Annotated in this window: 13 protein-coding genes; 1 reads left to right on the top strand and 12 read right to left on the bottom strand. The window is 71.0% G+C overall.

All coding sequences use genetic code 11. The annotated features are described in order from the left end of the window. Positions 1-92: 92 nt before the first annotated feature. Genes ACTWQA_RS28405 through ACTWQA_RS28390 form a run of 4 tightly spaced genes read right to left on the bottom strand, consistent with a single transcriptional unit; the run spans position 93 to position 4,495 of the window. Positions 93-1,808 carry an ABC transporter ATP-binding protein gene (locus ACTWQA_RS28405; protein ID WP_443162122.1) on the bottom strand — a complete coding sequence of 572 codons (1,716 nt, stop codon included), beginning with the start codon at positions 1,806-1,808 and terminating at the stop codon, positions 93-95. Further along, positions 1,805-2,482, bottom strand: coding sequence for an ABC transporter ATP-binding protein (locus tag ACTWQA_RS28400; RefSeq protein WP_443162121.1), 678 nt, complete (start codon positions 2,480-2,482; stop codon positions 1,805-1,807). The genes ACTWQA_RS28405 and ACTWQA_RS28400 overlap by 4 nt, the downstream gene beginning before the upstream one ends. A gap of 13 nt (positions 2,483-2,495) precedes the next feature. After that, the gene (locus tag ACTWQA_RS28395) at positions 2,496-3,590 is read right to left on the bottom strand and encodes an ABC transporter transmembrane domain-containing protein (RefSeq protein WP_443162120.1); all 1,095 of its coding nucleotides are present in this window, start codon (positions 3,588-3,590) and stop codon (positions 2,496-2,498) included. Between the two features lie 8 nt (positions 3,591-3,598). Continuing rightward, complete coding sequence (locus ACTWQA_RS28390; RefSeq protein WP_443162119.1) at positions 3,599-4,495, bottom strand: alpha/beta hydrolase; 897 nt, start codon at positions 4,493-4,495, stop codon at positions 3,599-3,601. A 96-nt stretch (positions 4,496-4,591) separates the two neighbouring features. On the opposite strand from ACTWQA_RS28390, the gene ACTWQA_RS28385 reads away from it, so the two are divergent. Next, positions 4,592-5,626, top strand: a complete 1,035-nt coding sequence (locus ACTWQA_RS28385) for a PucR family transcriptional regulator (protein WP_443162118.1) — start codon at positions 4,592-4,594, stop codon at positions 5,624-5,626. Between the two features lie 68 nt (positions 5,627-5,694). On the opposite strand, the gene ACTWQA_RS28380 is transcribed toward ACTWQA_RS28385, so the two are convergent. The 8 genes from ACTWQA_RS28380 to ACTWQA_RS28345 all read right to left on the bottom strand — a co-directional run bounded on the left by ACTWQA_RS28380 (position 5,695) and on the right by ACTWQA_RS28345 (position 13,616). Further along, positions 5,695-7,023 carry a nucleotide pyrophosphatase/phosphodiesterase family protein gene (locus tag ACTWQA_RS28380; protein ID WP_443162117.1) on the bottom strand — a complete coding sequence of 443 codons (1,329 nt, stop codon included), beginning with the start codon at positions 7,021-7,023 and terminating at the stop codon, positions 5,695-5,697. Next, positions 7,023-8,120 (bottom strand): metabolite traffic protein EboE, encoded by a 1,098-nt coding sequence (eboE, locus tag ACTWQA_RS28375; protein WP_443162116.1) that lies wholly within the window; start codon positions 8,118-8,120, stop codon positions 7,023-7,025. Before eboE ends, ACTWQA_RS28380 begins: the two co-directional genes overlap by 1 nt. Beyond that, positions 8,120-8,962 carry a TatD family hydrolase gene (locus tag ACTWQA_RS28370; protein WP_443162115.1) on the bottom strand — a complete coding sequence of 281 codons (843 nt, stop codon included), beginning with the start codon at positions 8,960-8,962 and terminating at the stop codon, positions 8,120-8,122. Before ACTWQA_RS28370 ends, eboE begins: the two co-directional genes overlap by 1 nt. A 2-nt stretch (positions 8,963-8,964) precedes the next feature. Further along, a complete protein-coding gene (locus ACTWQA_RS28365; RefSeq protein ID WP_443162114.1) occupies positions 8,965-9,447 on the bottom strand; it encodes an EboA domain-containing protein in 483 nt (160 codons plus the stop codon). Then, positions 9,398-10,255 (bottom strand): sugar phosphate isomerase/epimerase family protein, encoded by an 858-nt coding sequence (locus ACTWQA_RS28360; RefSeq protein ID WP_443162113.1) that lies wholly within the window; start codon positions 10,253-10,255, stop codon positions 9,398-9,400. Before ACTWQA_RS28360 ends, ACTWQA_RS28365 begins: the two co-directional genes overlap by 50 nt. Continuing rightward, the gene (locus tag ACTWQA_RS28355) at positions 10,252-11,268 is read right to left on the bottom strand and encodes an SCO3242 family prenyltransferase (RefSeq protein WP_443162112.1); all 1,017 of its coding nucleotides are present in this window, start codon (positions 11,266-11,268) and stop codon (positions 10,252-10,254) included. Before ACTWQA_RS28355 ends, ACTWQA_RS28360 begins: the two co-directional genes overlap by 4 nt. Next, entirely contained in the window at positions 11,265-12,374 is a 1,110-nt protein-coding gene (locus tag ACTWQA_RS28350) for an inositol-3-phosphate synthase (protein ID WP_443162111.1), read from the bottom strand. Before ACTWQA_RS28350 ends, ACTWQA_RS28355 begins: the two co-directional genes overlap by 4 nt. Positions 12,375-12,473: 99 nt before the next feature. Continuing rightward, complete coding sequence (locus ACTWQA_RS28345) at positions 12,474-13,616, bottom strand: ROK family protein (protein WP_305915399.1); 1,143 nt, start codon at positions 13,614-13,616, stop codon at positions 12,474-12,476. Positions 13,617-13,648 lie beyond the last annotated feature (32 nt).

The raw sequence follows: 13,648 nt of genomic DNA, 5'->3' as shown, positions 1-13,648 counted from the left end.
ACGACGCGACCCATTGTGCCTGGTCGCGTCGTTAATCCTGCAACAACCGATTGCAAAAAACGCTCGGGCGCTTGTCAGGCCGGGTTAGTACGTCATTCACTCGCCGCCGGTGTCAGGGACATGGTCCAGAAATCGGCGTAGCGGCCGCCGCGGCGCAGCAGCTCGTCGTGGCTGCCTTCCTCCACGATCCGGCCGTCGTCCAGGAAGACGATGCGATCGGCGCGTTGAACGGTCCGCAGCCGATGCGCGACCATCACCACCGTCCGGCCCGCCATCAGGCGCTCGATGCCCTCGTGGACGGCCGCCTCGTTCACCGGGTCGAGCGCGGAGGTCACCTCGTCCAGCAGCACGATGGGCGCGTTCTTCAGCAGCGCTCGCGCGATCGAGACACGCTGGCGCTCACCGCCCGACAGCAGTGCGCCACCCTCGCCGACCTTGCTCGCCCATCCGGCGGGCAGCCGTTCGATCACCTCGTCCAGTCTCGCTGCGGTCGCTGCCGCCCGCACCTCGGCCTCGTCGGCGTCGGGACGGCCGAGCCGTACGTTCTCCTCGATCGTGCCGTCGAAGAGGTAGACGTCCTGGAAGACGATGGCGATCTGCGCCATCAACACCTCGGTGTCGATGGCCCGCACGTCCACACCGCCCACACGCACCTCGCCCGCGTCCACGTCGTAGAACCGCGCGAGCAACTGCAGCAGGGTGCTCTTGCCGGCGCCCGAGGGTCCGACGACGGCGAGCCGCCGTCCCTCGGGCACGGACAGCGACACGTTGCCGATCACGGTGCGGTCGCCGTGCTGGAAGGTGACGGACGCGAACTCCAGGTGGTGGCGTTCCGGCTGGATCGGTTCCCGGGGCTCCGGCAGCGGCTCGGTACGCAGGACCGTGTCGAGTCTGGCCAGCTCGGCGCGTGCGCTGCGGAGTTGGCCGCTGATATCCGTCAGCGACAGCAGCGGGTCGGCGCAGCGGGCGGCCAGCACCAGGATCGTCAGCACTTCTGCCGCACCGATGCTCCCGCCGAGCGCGAGGTAGGCGCCCAGGACCAGCACCACAGTGAACATCACCTGCACCGTGAGGGTCAGGCCCACGACGCCGGGCAGCGCCTTCAGCACGCTACGCCGGGAGGCACGCCGGAGATCCCGCAGCGAGTCGTCGAGGACCTGGAAGCGTTCGACGGTGCGGCCACCGGCTCGCAGCACCGGCTGGGCCTGGAGGTATTCGATGACTCGCCCAGTGGCCTCCTTGTCGCGTTCGTGGCGCTCGGCGTCGGTGGCGGCCGTCGAGCGTCCCGTCCAGATCTGGACGGCCGCCACGATCGGTGCGGCGGCCAACGCGGCCAGGCCCAGCTGCCAGTTGAAGGCGAGCATCACGGCCACGATCGTCAGGGGCGTCACAGAGGCGGAGATCAACGGTGTCAGCAGATGCGCGATCACGCTCATCGCCCGCAGGAGGCCGCGGCTGGCCAGGACGGACACCTCCCCGACCCGGCCGGTGTCGTACCAGCCGAGGGGCAGCCGGGCCAGGTGATCGCCGAGGCGGTGGTACATGCCACGCAACATCGTGGTCCCGACGCGGAAACCGGAAAGATCGCTGAGGTAGCGCAGCACCGCGTAGACCGCGACCGCCGCCCCGAACGCGATCAGCCACGGCACGGCGTCGGCGGGCGTGCTGCCCAGCAGTGCCCGCAGCACCGGAACCAGCAGCGCGTAGGACAACCCCTCGGCTATCGCGGTCGTCGTCATCAGGGCCACGGTGCGGCGCACCGGCTGGGCGTAGTGGTGTCCCAGCACGCGTAGCAGCATGCGAATCATCGGGGCTCATCTCCTCGGGATCGCCAGAACGCGGCGAACGTTCCGTTCTGTGCCAGCAGCTCGGCGGGCCTGCCGCGCTCGACGATCGACCCGTTCTCCAGCACCACGACGGTGTCGGCGTCGGCGACCGTCTCCAGCCGATGGGCGATGACCAGGATCGTCCGATCGCCCTTCAGCGTCGCCAGGGCCCGGCGCACCGCCTGTTCGGTCTGCGGGTCGGCGAAGGAGGTCGCCTCATCGAGCACCAGAACGGGGGCGTCGGCGAGCAGGGCGCGGGCGAGCGAGATCCGCTGGGCCTCGCCACCCGACAGCCCGGCCTCTTCACCGATCACCGTGTCGTATCCGCGAGGCAGCTCGAGAATCCGATCATGAATGCCCGCCAGGCGGGCGGCGCGCACCACGTCATCGCGGTCGGCCTGCGGTACCGCCAGCGCGATGTTGTCCGCGACCGATGCGCGCAACAGGCGTACGTCCTGGAAGACGAAGGAGACCATCCGGTAGAGCTCCCGGCTGCCGATCTCGCGCAGATCGACGCCGCCCAGGACGACCGAGCCGTGGGTCGGGTCGAAGAATCGCGGCAGCAGCTGGACCAGGGTGGACTTGCCGCTTCCCGACGGCCCGACGAGCGCGGTGACCGTGCCGGGCTCGAGCACCAGGTCGATCCCGCGCAGCACCTCGTGATCATCTTCATAACCGAATCGGACGCCACGCAGTTCCACCCGATGCCCTTGTGGGGCGAGCGGGTGCACGGGCTCCGGCAGCGACGGGACCGCGAGCACGTCCCGGATCCGGCCGACCGCGCGCCGGGCGGCCTGCAGGTCGTCGAAGCCGTGGCCCAGAGCCGCCACCGGAGCGGTCAGGCCCAGTCCGAGCAGCAGGAAGGGCAGCAGGTCGACCGGGGCCAGGCCACCGTTCGCGATCAGAGCCGCACCGCCGATCAGCACGACCAGCAGCACGAACGGCGGCGACAGCGCCAGTTGCATCCCCGCGGCGAGCCCGGACAGACCGTGCGCCCAGCGGAGAAAGGTGTCGATCGTCCGCGGCCGTGCGGAATTTGCGGTGGGCGCGCTCGGATCCGCCGAACGCCTTGACCACCGAGATCCCCTGCACGAACTCGACCACGGAACTGGCGATGCGTCCCATGGCCGCATCGAACTCCTCCTGCTCGCGCAGCCGGGCCGGGGTCATCATCAGCGGGACCAGCGCAATGGCCAGCGCCACCGGGATCAGCGTGATCAATGTCAGCCGCCAGTCGATGGTGAACAAGTAGATCAGCGACACCAGCGGCACCACGAACGCGGAGACGAGCTCGCCGGGGGTGTGGGCGATGAACGGGTGCACCGCACTCACATCCTCTCCCACCACCTTGGCCAGCTCGCCGGTCCGGCGCCGGGAGAACCAGCCGATCGGCACCCGCCCCAGCCGCGCGGCCAGCTGCCGGCGAAACGCCAGTTGCACCTGGCCGTCGACCATGTGCCCGATCCCGGACGAGGCGGCGGTGACCAGCAGGCGGACGAACAAGCCTGCCGCGCCCGCGACCACCACGATCCAGACGTGACCGTGATCGATCGGGCCGGGCGACAACAGAGCACGACCCAATTCGACGACCGCCAGCAGCGGCGCCAGCCCCGCCACCGCACCGATCACCTGCAGGATCACCACGGCGGCGAAACTCCACAGATGCGGGCGCAGCAGACCCGCCATGCTCGGTTCCGCCGCCGAATCGGCATCCGGTGGTGGTGTGGGCTGCTCCCTTGCCTGGGCAAGCTCGGTGATGGTCATCGCGCTCCTCACTCGGCCAGGGCACGGCGCAGGGCGGCGCCGAGTTCGGCGATCTGCCGCTGCGACACCTCGGCGGACAGGATCGCCTGCGACCCGTGGAAGGTGCCGGGCCACTGGTGCAGCTCGACCGACACGCCTGCCTGCAGCAGGCGCAGCGCGTAGGCGATGTCTTCGTCGCGGTTCGGACAGAACTCCGCGGTGGCGATGTAGGCAGGGGGCAGACCGGACAGATCGCCGGCCCGCGCTGGGGCGGCGTACGGTGAGGCGGGCGCGGAACCCAGGTAGTGCCGCCACGATGCGGTGACTTTGTCGCGATTCATCCAGGGCGTATCGGTGAAGTGCCGCTGCGACCACGTCTCCTGCCGATCGTCGAGCCCGGGCTGATTGAGCAGTTGGAAGCGGATGGGCGGTCCCTGCTCATCGCGTGCCCGCAACGCCACCGCGGCCGCGAGGCCCGCGCCGGCGCTGTGACCTCCGACCGCGATGCGGGCGGGGTCGATGCCGAGCTCGGCGGCATGCTCGGCCGTCCAGGTCAGTACGGCGTAGACGTCGTCCAGGGCGGCCGGGAACGGATGCTCGGGAGCCAGCCGGTAGCCCACCGAGATCACCATCGCGCCGGAGCCGTCCGCGACCCGGGTGGCCCACGGGTGCTCGGTGTCCAGGTCACCCATGACAAATCCGCCGCCGTGCAGCCAGATGATGGCGGCCTGCGCGCCGTGGGGGCGATAAATCCGCACCGCGACCTCCGGATCGGCGGGCACCATGCGGTCCTCGATCTCCATGTCCGCGGTGTCCGGTACCGGTGCCGCGGCGGCCAGCGCGGCGAAGTTCTTGCGCTCGGTGACCGGGTCGGTCAGGTCGGCCTTGGGGAACAACGGGATGAATGCTTCCAGTTCGGGATCCATGTCAGCCATCCTCACAGTGGCCACCCTCCGAGATCAGCCGCCATCCGTCGGGCATCCCGCCTGGATCATGCACCGATCGTCGCCTACCCTCCTGTCATGGAGGTACTGGCGGAACGGCTGTCGCAACTGGATTCGCAAGCCGGAGGGGCGATCCGGGTGGTCATGTTCTACGACACGCTGATGCGCCGGCGGGTGGACCTTCCGGCGCTCGCCCGGGCCTCGGCGGGCCTGGCCGAGTGCGTGGCCGGGATCCGGCTCCACGGCACCGGCCGGACGATCCGCATGTCGCCCGACGGCAGGCAGGTGTCCGCCCCGCCGCCACCCGCGTCCACCACGGTGCCGATCACCCTCGACGGCGAGGAGATCGGCACGGTGTGGCTGGAACGCCCCGGCACGCCAGGTTCCCTCGACGAACTGCTGCTGGACCGGCTCGCCATCGCCGCCACGACGGTCGTCGAGAGGTACGGCCCGGCCCGCACCACCATGGCCGACCCCGCCCTCGTCGAACTCGTGATCAGCTCCGACAGCGACGAGGCGGCCAGAGCCCGGGCGCTACGGCTCCTGGGTTTCGCCGCCGCCCTGCCGGTCCGGGTCGTCGCCGTACGATCGCAGGTTCCGCTCGACCAGGTCGGCGGCCTGGTCTGCCCGGCCCGGCCGGTGAAGGCGGCACCACTCGCCGACGTGGGCGTCATCCTGGCCACCACCCTGGACCCGGCCCGATTCCCCGCAGGCGTCCGCGCGGGCATCGGCGCCGCCGACAGCCCCGACCGGTCCTGGAGGGAAGCCCGCACCGCGCTCCGCTTCGCCACCCCACGCCAGCCGGTCGTCCACTACGACGACCTGGGCGCGCTGGCACTCCTGGCCGAGATACCCCAGGACGCCTCGCGTGACAACACCGACGTGGCCGCGGTCGCGCGAATGGCCGGCAACCCAGAAGACCTGGAGACCCTGGACGCCTACTGCGCCACCGGCTCCCTACGCCAGGCGGCCGACCGGCTCCACCTGCACCACAGCAGCGTCGCCCGCCGACTCGAACAGCTCGGCAAGACCCTGGGCATCGAGCTCACCGAGCCCACCGGACTGATACGGGTCAGGCTCGCCCTCACCGCATGGCGGCTGCTCGACGACTGAGGAAGGTCCGGCTTCGGCCGGGTTCGCTCCCGGCACAGCAGCCGGCCGAACCGGAGCCTGGTGGCCGTTCAGGCGTCGTTCAGCAGGCCGATGAGGAGGTCCTTCACGGCGGTGGACTCGTAGGCGTCGCGGTCGAAGGGGCCGAGAAGGAGCGGGCCATCGGCCGGGGAGTCGGGCAGGCGGCCGTGGCTGCCGCGGACGGGGGACGGGTCGAGAGGGATCACCGACATCGTGTAGCGGAAGCCAAGGAGCTTCCTGGCCAGCGCCATTCCCGCACGCACCTTGACGAAGGGGTCGGAGGGGTCCATGAAGAGTTCGGCGGGGTCATAGCCGGGCTTGCGGTGAATGTCCACCAGGCGGGCGAAGTCGGGGGCGCGGTCGTCGGAGAGCCAGTAGTAATACGTGAACCAGGCGTCCGGCTCCGCCACCGCGACCAGCTCGCCGGCCCGCTCGTGGTCCAGACCGTACTTCGCCTGGCCGGTGCGGTCGAGGAGCTCGTCGACGCCGGGGAGCTCGGCAATGACCGCCCGGGTTCGCTCCAGGTCGGCCGGGTCGCGGACGTAGACGTGGGCGAGCTGGTGGTCGGCCACGGCGAAGGCGCGCGACGCCCACGGGTCGAGGTATTCCATGCCGGCCTGGGTGTAGACCTCCAGGAGCCCGGCTGACCGCAGGGCCCGGTTGATGTTCACCGGCCTGGCGGCCGGTGTGATGCCGTACTCGGAGACGACCACGATGGTCGCGTCCTCGGCGAGGAGCGGGGTCAGGGCAGCGTCCACCTGCTGGGCGGCCGCCACCGCCTCCGGGCCCGCGGGGCCGTGGCGCTGCAGGTCGTAGTCGAGGTGCGGGACGTAGACCATGAGCAGGTCGGGGCGTTCCGCGTGCAGGATGTGGCGCGCGGCGCCGACGATCCAGCGGGTGGAGGCGATCCCGGCCGTCGGCCCCCAGTAGTTGAACAGGGGGAAGGTGCCGAGCTCGGCCTCCAAGGCGTCGTGGAGGGACGGCGGGCGGGTGTAGCAGTCGGGGGACTTGCGGCCGTCGGCGTGGTAGATCGGGCGCGGCGTGACGAGGATGTCGCTGGCCGCGCCCATGGCGTACCACCAGCAGACGTTGGCTGTGCGCGCGCCCGGCACCGCGCTCCATAACTGCTCCCCTTGGATCAGCGCGTTATGCTGGCGCCACAGGAAGATCTCGCCCAGGTCCCTGAAGTACCAGCCGTTGCCCACGATGCCGTGCTCGCGCGGCATCGTGCCCGTCAGCAGCGTGGCCTGCATGGAGCAGGTCACCGCGGGCAGGACCGGGCGCAGCGAGGCGGCGTTGCCGACCTTGGCGACGTTGGGCATATGGGCCAGCAGGGCCGGGGTCAGGCCGACCACGTTGATCACGACGAGGGGCGCCATCACAGCTCCTTCAGGCCGAGCTCGGCCAGCCGGCCGCGCGTCCAGTCGAGTTCGGCCGCGATGCCCTCGGCCGCGTCGGACGGGCCTCCCGGCATGACCGTCCAGGTGTACGTCTCGACCTCGACGTGCCGCGTGAGCGCGGTGTCACCCCCGAGGAGGGTGCGCAGCAGCCCGCGCAGATAGGGAGCCGTGGTCGTCAGCGGCGGCGGGAGCTCGGCGTGCAGCGGCATGTGGAAGTGGACGCGCCACGTCTCGCCCGGGGGCAGCGCCCCGCCCATCGCCTCGCCCAGGTCGTCGGTGAAGCCCGAGGCCGAGCGGGTCTGGTGGAGGAAACGATGCTCGTCGTAGGCGGCGAGCGCGCTCTGCGTGTACGGCGCGGCCTCCAAGGCGCAGGAGGCCTGCAGCTTGACGATCGGGAGGGTGAGGTCGGGAGGGTCTTCGAAGCCGACCGCCGCGTGGCAGGCATCCAGGCAGAGGCCGAGCAGGTCCAGGTGCGGCAGGAGGGCGGTGGCCTGCGGGGTGGTCTCCACGATGCAGCCGGGCTCCGGTTCGAAGCCGACCCGGATGGTCTTGCCGGAGCGTGAGGAGAGCGTGTGCAGCTCATCACACAGTGTCGCGATATTTCGGGAAACGGCCTCCGCCTTGGTGGGGGTCCAGTCCGTACGCCACGCCAGGGGGAGGGTCGAGATCGTGCCCTCCGCGACGTCGGCCGGCAGCAGCTGGGCAAGGATTTCCGCCAGGTCGAGCGTGTACCGCAACCGTGACGGCGACGCCCAGTCGGGCTCGTACACCCGATATTTCACGACCTCCTGCTGGAAGCCCCGGTAGGGGAAACCGTTGAGCGTCACGACCTCGAGACCGAGCCGCTCGAGGGCGGCGCGCAGCCGTACCAGCTCGGAGGGGTCGGCGAGCAGCGCCGACGCGACGTCGCGTGACAGCCACAACCCCAGCCCGAGGCGGTCCACGCCGAGCAGCGAGCGGACTCGGGAGCACGCGCCGGCGAGTTGGTCGTGAATGCCGGTCAGGGTCTCGGCGGGGTGGACGTTGGTGCAGTAGGCGAGGTGGACGGTCGAGCCGTCCGGGTGGCGGAAGCGCATCAGCCGCCCCGCTTGATCGTGTTGCCGGCGTAGTCGGGGGCGTCGGTGACCGCGTCGGAGAGTTTGCCGCTCTGGCCGTAGAAGGCGACCGGGTTGCGCCACAGCACCTGGTCCACGTCGTCGTCGGTGAACCCGGCCACGAGCATCTGCTCGGCGACCTCGCGGGTCTTGAGCGGGTCGCTCTTGCCCCAGTCGGCAGCGGAGTTCACCAGCACGCGGTCGGTGCCGTACGTGCGGAGGATGGCCACCATCCGATCGGGATCCATCTTCGTATCCGGATAGATCGAGAAACCCATCCAGCAACCGGACTCGGCGACCATGCCGACGGTCAGCTCGTTGAGATGATCGACGACGACCAGCTCGGGGGCCAGGCCGGCCGCGCGGACGACGTCGAGGGAGCGGCGGGTGCCCGCGGCCTTGTCACGGTGCGGGGTGTGCACCAGCACCGGCAGCTCCGCCTCGACCGCGAGCTGCAGTTGCGCCTCGAAGGCTTTGTCCTCCGCCGGGGTCATCGAGTCGTAGCCGACCTCACCGACCGCGACGACCGAGTCCTTCAGCAGGTAGCGGGGGAGCTCGGTGAGCACCTCGGCGCAGCGCGGGTCGTTGGCCTCCTTCGGGTTGAGCGCCAGGGCACAGTGGTGGCGGATGCCGTACTGCGCCGACCGATACGGCTCCCAGCCGAGCAGCCCGTCGAAGTAGTCGAGGAAGCTGCCCACGTTCGTCCGCGGCTGCCCCAGCCAGAAGGCGGGCTCGACCAGCGCCCGCACGCCGGCGTCGCGCATCCGCTCGTAGTCGTCGGTGGTGCGTGAGGTCATGTGGATGTGGGGGTCGAAGATTCGCATCGTCAGAGCCTTTCGAGCACGTCCTGGGGCACCTGTCGTCCGGCCGCCTGCCGTTCGGCCGCATAGTCGGCGAGCATCCTGGCGAGCTCGGCGTCGTAGCGCCGGTCGAGCTCGGATATCGAGGCCAGCGGGATCGACATGAACACGCACTTGAGCACGGCCTGCCGGAAGGCATGATCATCCAGCCACCGCGAAGAGGGGAGCGCCGCCTCCACCAGCCGCGCGTCGTTGGTCCGCAACGCGTCCTCCACCAGCGGCAACGCATCGAAGCCGAGCTCCAGCCCGGGCAGCGCGCGCAGGATCGCGAGCCGTTCGCCCGCGTCCCCGCGCCAATACAGCTCCGCGACTGTGCGCGCGTCCGCACCGGCCAGCAGCCGCGCCCGTGCCTGCGCGCCGCCTCGCCGTTCGGCCTGCGGGAAGAGCCGGTATATCGCCTCAGGGTTCTGTTCGATGTCCTGTACGGCTTGCGCCGTCCAGTCGCTCATGTGTCCTCCGGAGAAACTCGATCGATCGGCGGGCCACGTCCGGCGCGGCGTGGCCGTGCCGGGCGAGCTCGACCGCGACCAGCCCGTCGTAGCCGCCGAGCGCGTCCAGCGCCGCGGGGAAGTCGACCGTGCCCGTCCCGAACTCCAGGTGCTCGTGGACGCCTCGGCGCATGTCCTCGATCTGGACGTGCACGAGGTACGGCAGCGCCCGCCGCACGCACTCCGCCACCGTCATGGGCTCCACGCAGTGGCAGTGGCCGATGTCCAGGGTGAGCCCGAACCTGGGGTGCCCGTCCAGCAGGGCGCGCAGCCTTTCGTAGGCGTCGAGGGTGTCGATGAACATGCCGGGCTCCGGTTCGAACGCGAGCATGACGCCCTGCCGGTCGGCCGCGTCGAGCAGCGTCGCGCACCCGCGGACGAGCCGCTCCCACGCCTCGTCCACCGAGACGTCCGGCAGGGCGCCGCTCCACAGATGAACGATCGGCGCCCCGAGGTCCACCGCCACGCTCATGGCCCGGGTCAGGAAGTCGATCCTGTGCTCGGCGCCGTCGCTGAGCAGCGTGGGGTGGTGCTTGCGCCACGGGTCCAGCGTGTAGCGGCCACCCGTTTCGACGACGGCTTCCAGGCCGAGGCTCGCCAGCAGTTTGCCCGTCGCCGCCACCTCCGCGGCCAGGCCCGGAGCGTAGGGGTCGAGATGGCCGTGGTCCAGAGTGATCGCCGCGCCCCGGTAGCCGAGGCCGGCCAGGACCTCGAGCGCCTCCGGGAGACGGTGGTCGCCGAACCCGTTCGTGCAGTAGGCCCACTTCATGAGGTGGCCATCCGCGCCGACAACCACCGGCCCACGGGGTGCGCGGCCAGCAGCGCTCCCGCCTGCTTCCTGCGGCCCCCGCCCGCCACCGCGGTGGCCTGCAGAGGGAGGAGGGCGAGGATGCCGAGCCGTACGGCCTGCCGGACCTGATCCGGGCCGGGTGTCACCCGCAGCCGGGCTACGGCTGTGGCGGTGAGCGCCGCGTAGCCCGTGAGCAGCGCGACCGCCGTCACGCGGTCCGCAGCCGTCGCCTGTTCCCCGGACAACGCGACCGCCCTCACGCGGTCCGCGGCCGTCGCGTGCTCCCCGGACAACGCGACCGCCGTCACCCGGTCCGGGACTTCGCCCATCCTCGGTCCCATTGCCTTGGTGCGCAGCGCGGGGAGGCAGGCGGCCGCGGCGAGACCGGTGGCGGCAGCGGTCGTGGCGAGCGCCCCTCTCACGGTGCCGGGGGTCGCTCCCTTCACTTCGGCGCGTCCCAGAATGCTGATCCCGTAGGTGTGCGCGCCCACGGCCAGCGCGACGGGCAGCGCGCTCGCCCAGCCTCTTGCGCCCGTTCCGGCAGCACCGCTCCGGCCGGTCGCGCCGAGGAGCACGTCCAGTGCGCGGCAGGTGGCCATCGCGGCCGGACCGGCGGCCGTGTGCTTGAGTCTCAGGTCGTAGGCCCAGACGGCGCCGGCGAGCAGGCCTGCCGTTGCCAGCGCGCGACGGCCGCCGCTCAGCGCGGCCACGGCCAGGCCCGCACCGGTCAGCCCGGCGGCCATCGCCAGCGCCCGGCCTTCGGCCACGCGTCCGGACGGGATGGGGCGCTCGGGGCGGTCGAGTGCGTCGGCGTCGCGGTCCGCCCAGTCGTTGAGCGCCATGCCGGACCAGTACAGCAGGGTCGAGGCCACCCCCAATCCGGGAGCCCACCGAACCCGGGCGGCCGCCGCACCCGCCATGGTGTCGCCGGGCACCGACACGGCGGCGGGTGCTCTGACGAGCTCCAGCAGTGCCCGCGCGCCGTCGTTCACGCCAGGTCCCGGGCGAAGGCGCGCAAACGTTCGTACTGGGTGGGTAACCGGTGTTCGTCGCTGCCCAAGGGGTCCTTGAAGAAGTAGGCCAGGTCCGGCAGGAGGCCGGTGCGCCCCTTCTCGTGCGCGCGGGCGACCAGTCGCGCCAGGTCCAGCACGAGCGGTGCCGCCAGCGCGGAGTCGCAGCCCTGCCAGGTGAACTGCAAGGCCATCCGCACCCCGAGGAACCCCTCGAAAGAGACGTGGTCCCACGCCGTCTTCCACTCGCCGAAGTCGGGGACGAAGTCGATGTGGGTCTGGCCGTCGACCTCCTGGCCCAGGACGCCTGCCACGGCCCGGCCCTTGGAGATCTCCTTGCTGGACCTGGCGGCCGGGTCGGCGAGCGTGGCGCCGTCGCCGCCGCCCAGCAGGTTGAGACCCGACCAGGACCGCACCCGCAGCGCACGCCCGGCGAACATCGGCGCGAGCGCGCTCTTGACGAGGGTCTCGCCGGTCTTGCCGTCACGGCCGGCGTACGGCACGCCCCGCGCGACGGCCAGCTCGGCGAGGGCCGGGAGGGCCGGTCCGGTGGACGGGGTGAATTCGACATAGCCGCAACCGGCGCTGAAAGCCGCGTACGCGTAGCGCGAGCTGGGCGGCAACAGGTCGAGATCCAGCGACTCCAGGCGCCCGAAGCCGGGGTGCCAGGCGACGGGCGGCTCCGTCGAGGAGACGTTGACGACCACGACCCGGTCCAGGCCGTGCCGCTCGCGGAACGCCGCCAGATCCTCGATCAGCCGGTCGATCGGAGCGTTGCCCGGCCTGATCTCCGCGTCCGTCTCGTCGAGATCGCGCGCCAGCAGGGTGGGGAAGGAGGCGGGAAGCACACCGGCCTCGCTGAGCCGTTCGGCGCGCTTGCGTAACGAGGTCTCGACGATGTCATGGCCGCCGAACACGAGGTCACCGATCGCGGGCAGGCCGGTCGCGTCGCCTGGAGAGAAGTCCGTCGTCTCGGTGACGCACCCTTGCGCGGTAGTCAGACCTGCCTTGATGGCGGCGGCCCCGGTGACAACCGTGGTCGCCACCGAACCGCGGGCGCCGATGAGCCATACCCCGACCCCAGCCACAGGACCTCCATCATTCGCCGATGATCACATATAAGTCCTGAAATTTAGGGATGTAAAGGGTCAATTTTGTCGATCAAGGCGCAGACATACGCCGATGAGTTAGCTGAAGTCGACGACCCGGTCCACCGCGGCCGGTGTGAGCACGTGCTCGATCACCATCGTGGCCGCGCCGCTCACGCCCGCCCGATCCCCCAGGGAACTGGCCCGGATGTCGAGTCGCTGGGTGGCCAGCGGCAGGGACCGACCGTACACGACCTCGCGTACTCCGGCCAGTAGGTGCTCGCCGGCCTCCGCCAGGTCACCGCCGATCACGATCGTGGTGGGGTTGAAGAAGTTGACGATCGAGGCCAGGACCAGGCCGATCTCGCGGCCGCTCTCCCGCACAAGCTTGATGGCCTCGATGGTGCCGCCGCGCACGAGCCGTACGACGTCACGGGTGCCCTCCACCTGCAACTGCGCCGCGAGCGCTCCGCCGCCGGCGATGGCCTCCAGGCAGCCGATGTTGCCGCAGCGGCACAGCGCCTGGTCGGCGGAGGGCACGCGGACGTGGCCGATGTCGCCCGCGGCACCCTGCGCGCCGCGGTGCAGGCGGCGCTCGCTGATGATGCCGCAGCCGATGCCGGTGCCCACCTTGACGAAGATCATGTGTTCCACGTTGGGAGCGGTGGCGCGGTGCTCGCCGAGCGCCATGATGTTCACGTCGTTGTCGACCAGGACGGGCGCGTTGATCTTGCCGTGGAGCCATTCGAGGACGGGGAAGCCGTCCCAGCCGGGCATGAGCGGCGGGTTGATGGGGCGGCCGCTCGTGTGCTCGACCGGACCGGGCAGCCCGAGGCCGATGCCTCCGATGTCGCTGATATCGCGATCGGTCAGCAGGCCGGCGGCAGTATCCAGGAGCCAGGTCAGGCAGCGCTCGGGACCGCTGTCGATCGGCACGTCCGCGGTCTGTTCGGCGAGCACCGCGCCGCTGAGGTCCGTGAGCGCCACCCGCGCATGCGTCACGCCCAGGTCGGCGGCGAGCACGAGCCGGGCCCGCGGGTTGAACGCGAACGCCGTCGCGGGCCGTCCGCCCGACGAGATCGCCTCCTCGACGGGCAGGATCCAGCGCTGGTCCAGCAGCGCGTCCAGCCGCTGGGAGAGCGTCGACCTGGCCAGGCCGGTGAGCTGGACCAGCTCGGCACGGGTGCGGGCCTGGCCGTCGCGCAGGATCGAGAGCAGGGCCCCCGGCGATTCATGGGTCAACGCAGCCCCTTCCGCTGAGCATTAAGTCCAAG

Origin of the sequence: Nonomuraea sp. 10N515B (genome assembly GCF_052245915.1) — a bacterium.
GTDB lineage: Bacteria > Actinomycetota > Actinomycetes > Streptosporangiales > Streptosporangiaceae > Nonomuraea.
This window is presented reverse-complemented; position numbering and strand designations above follow the sequence as displayed.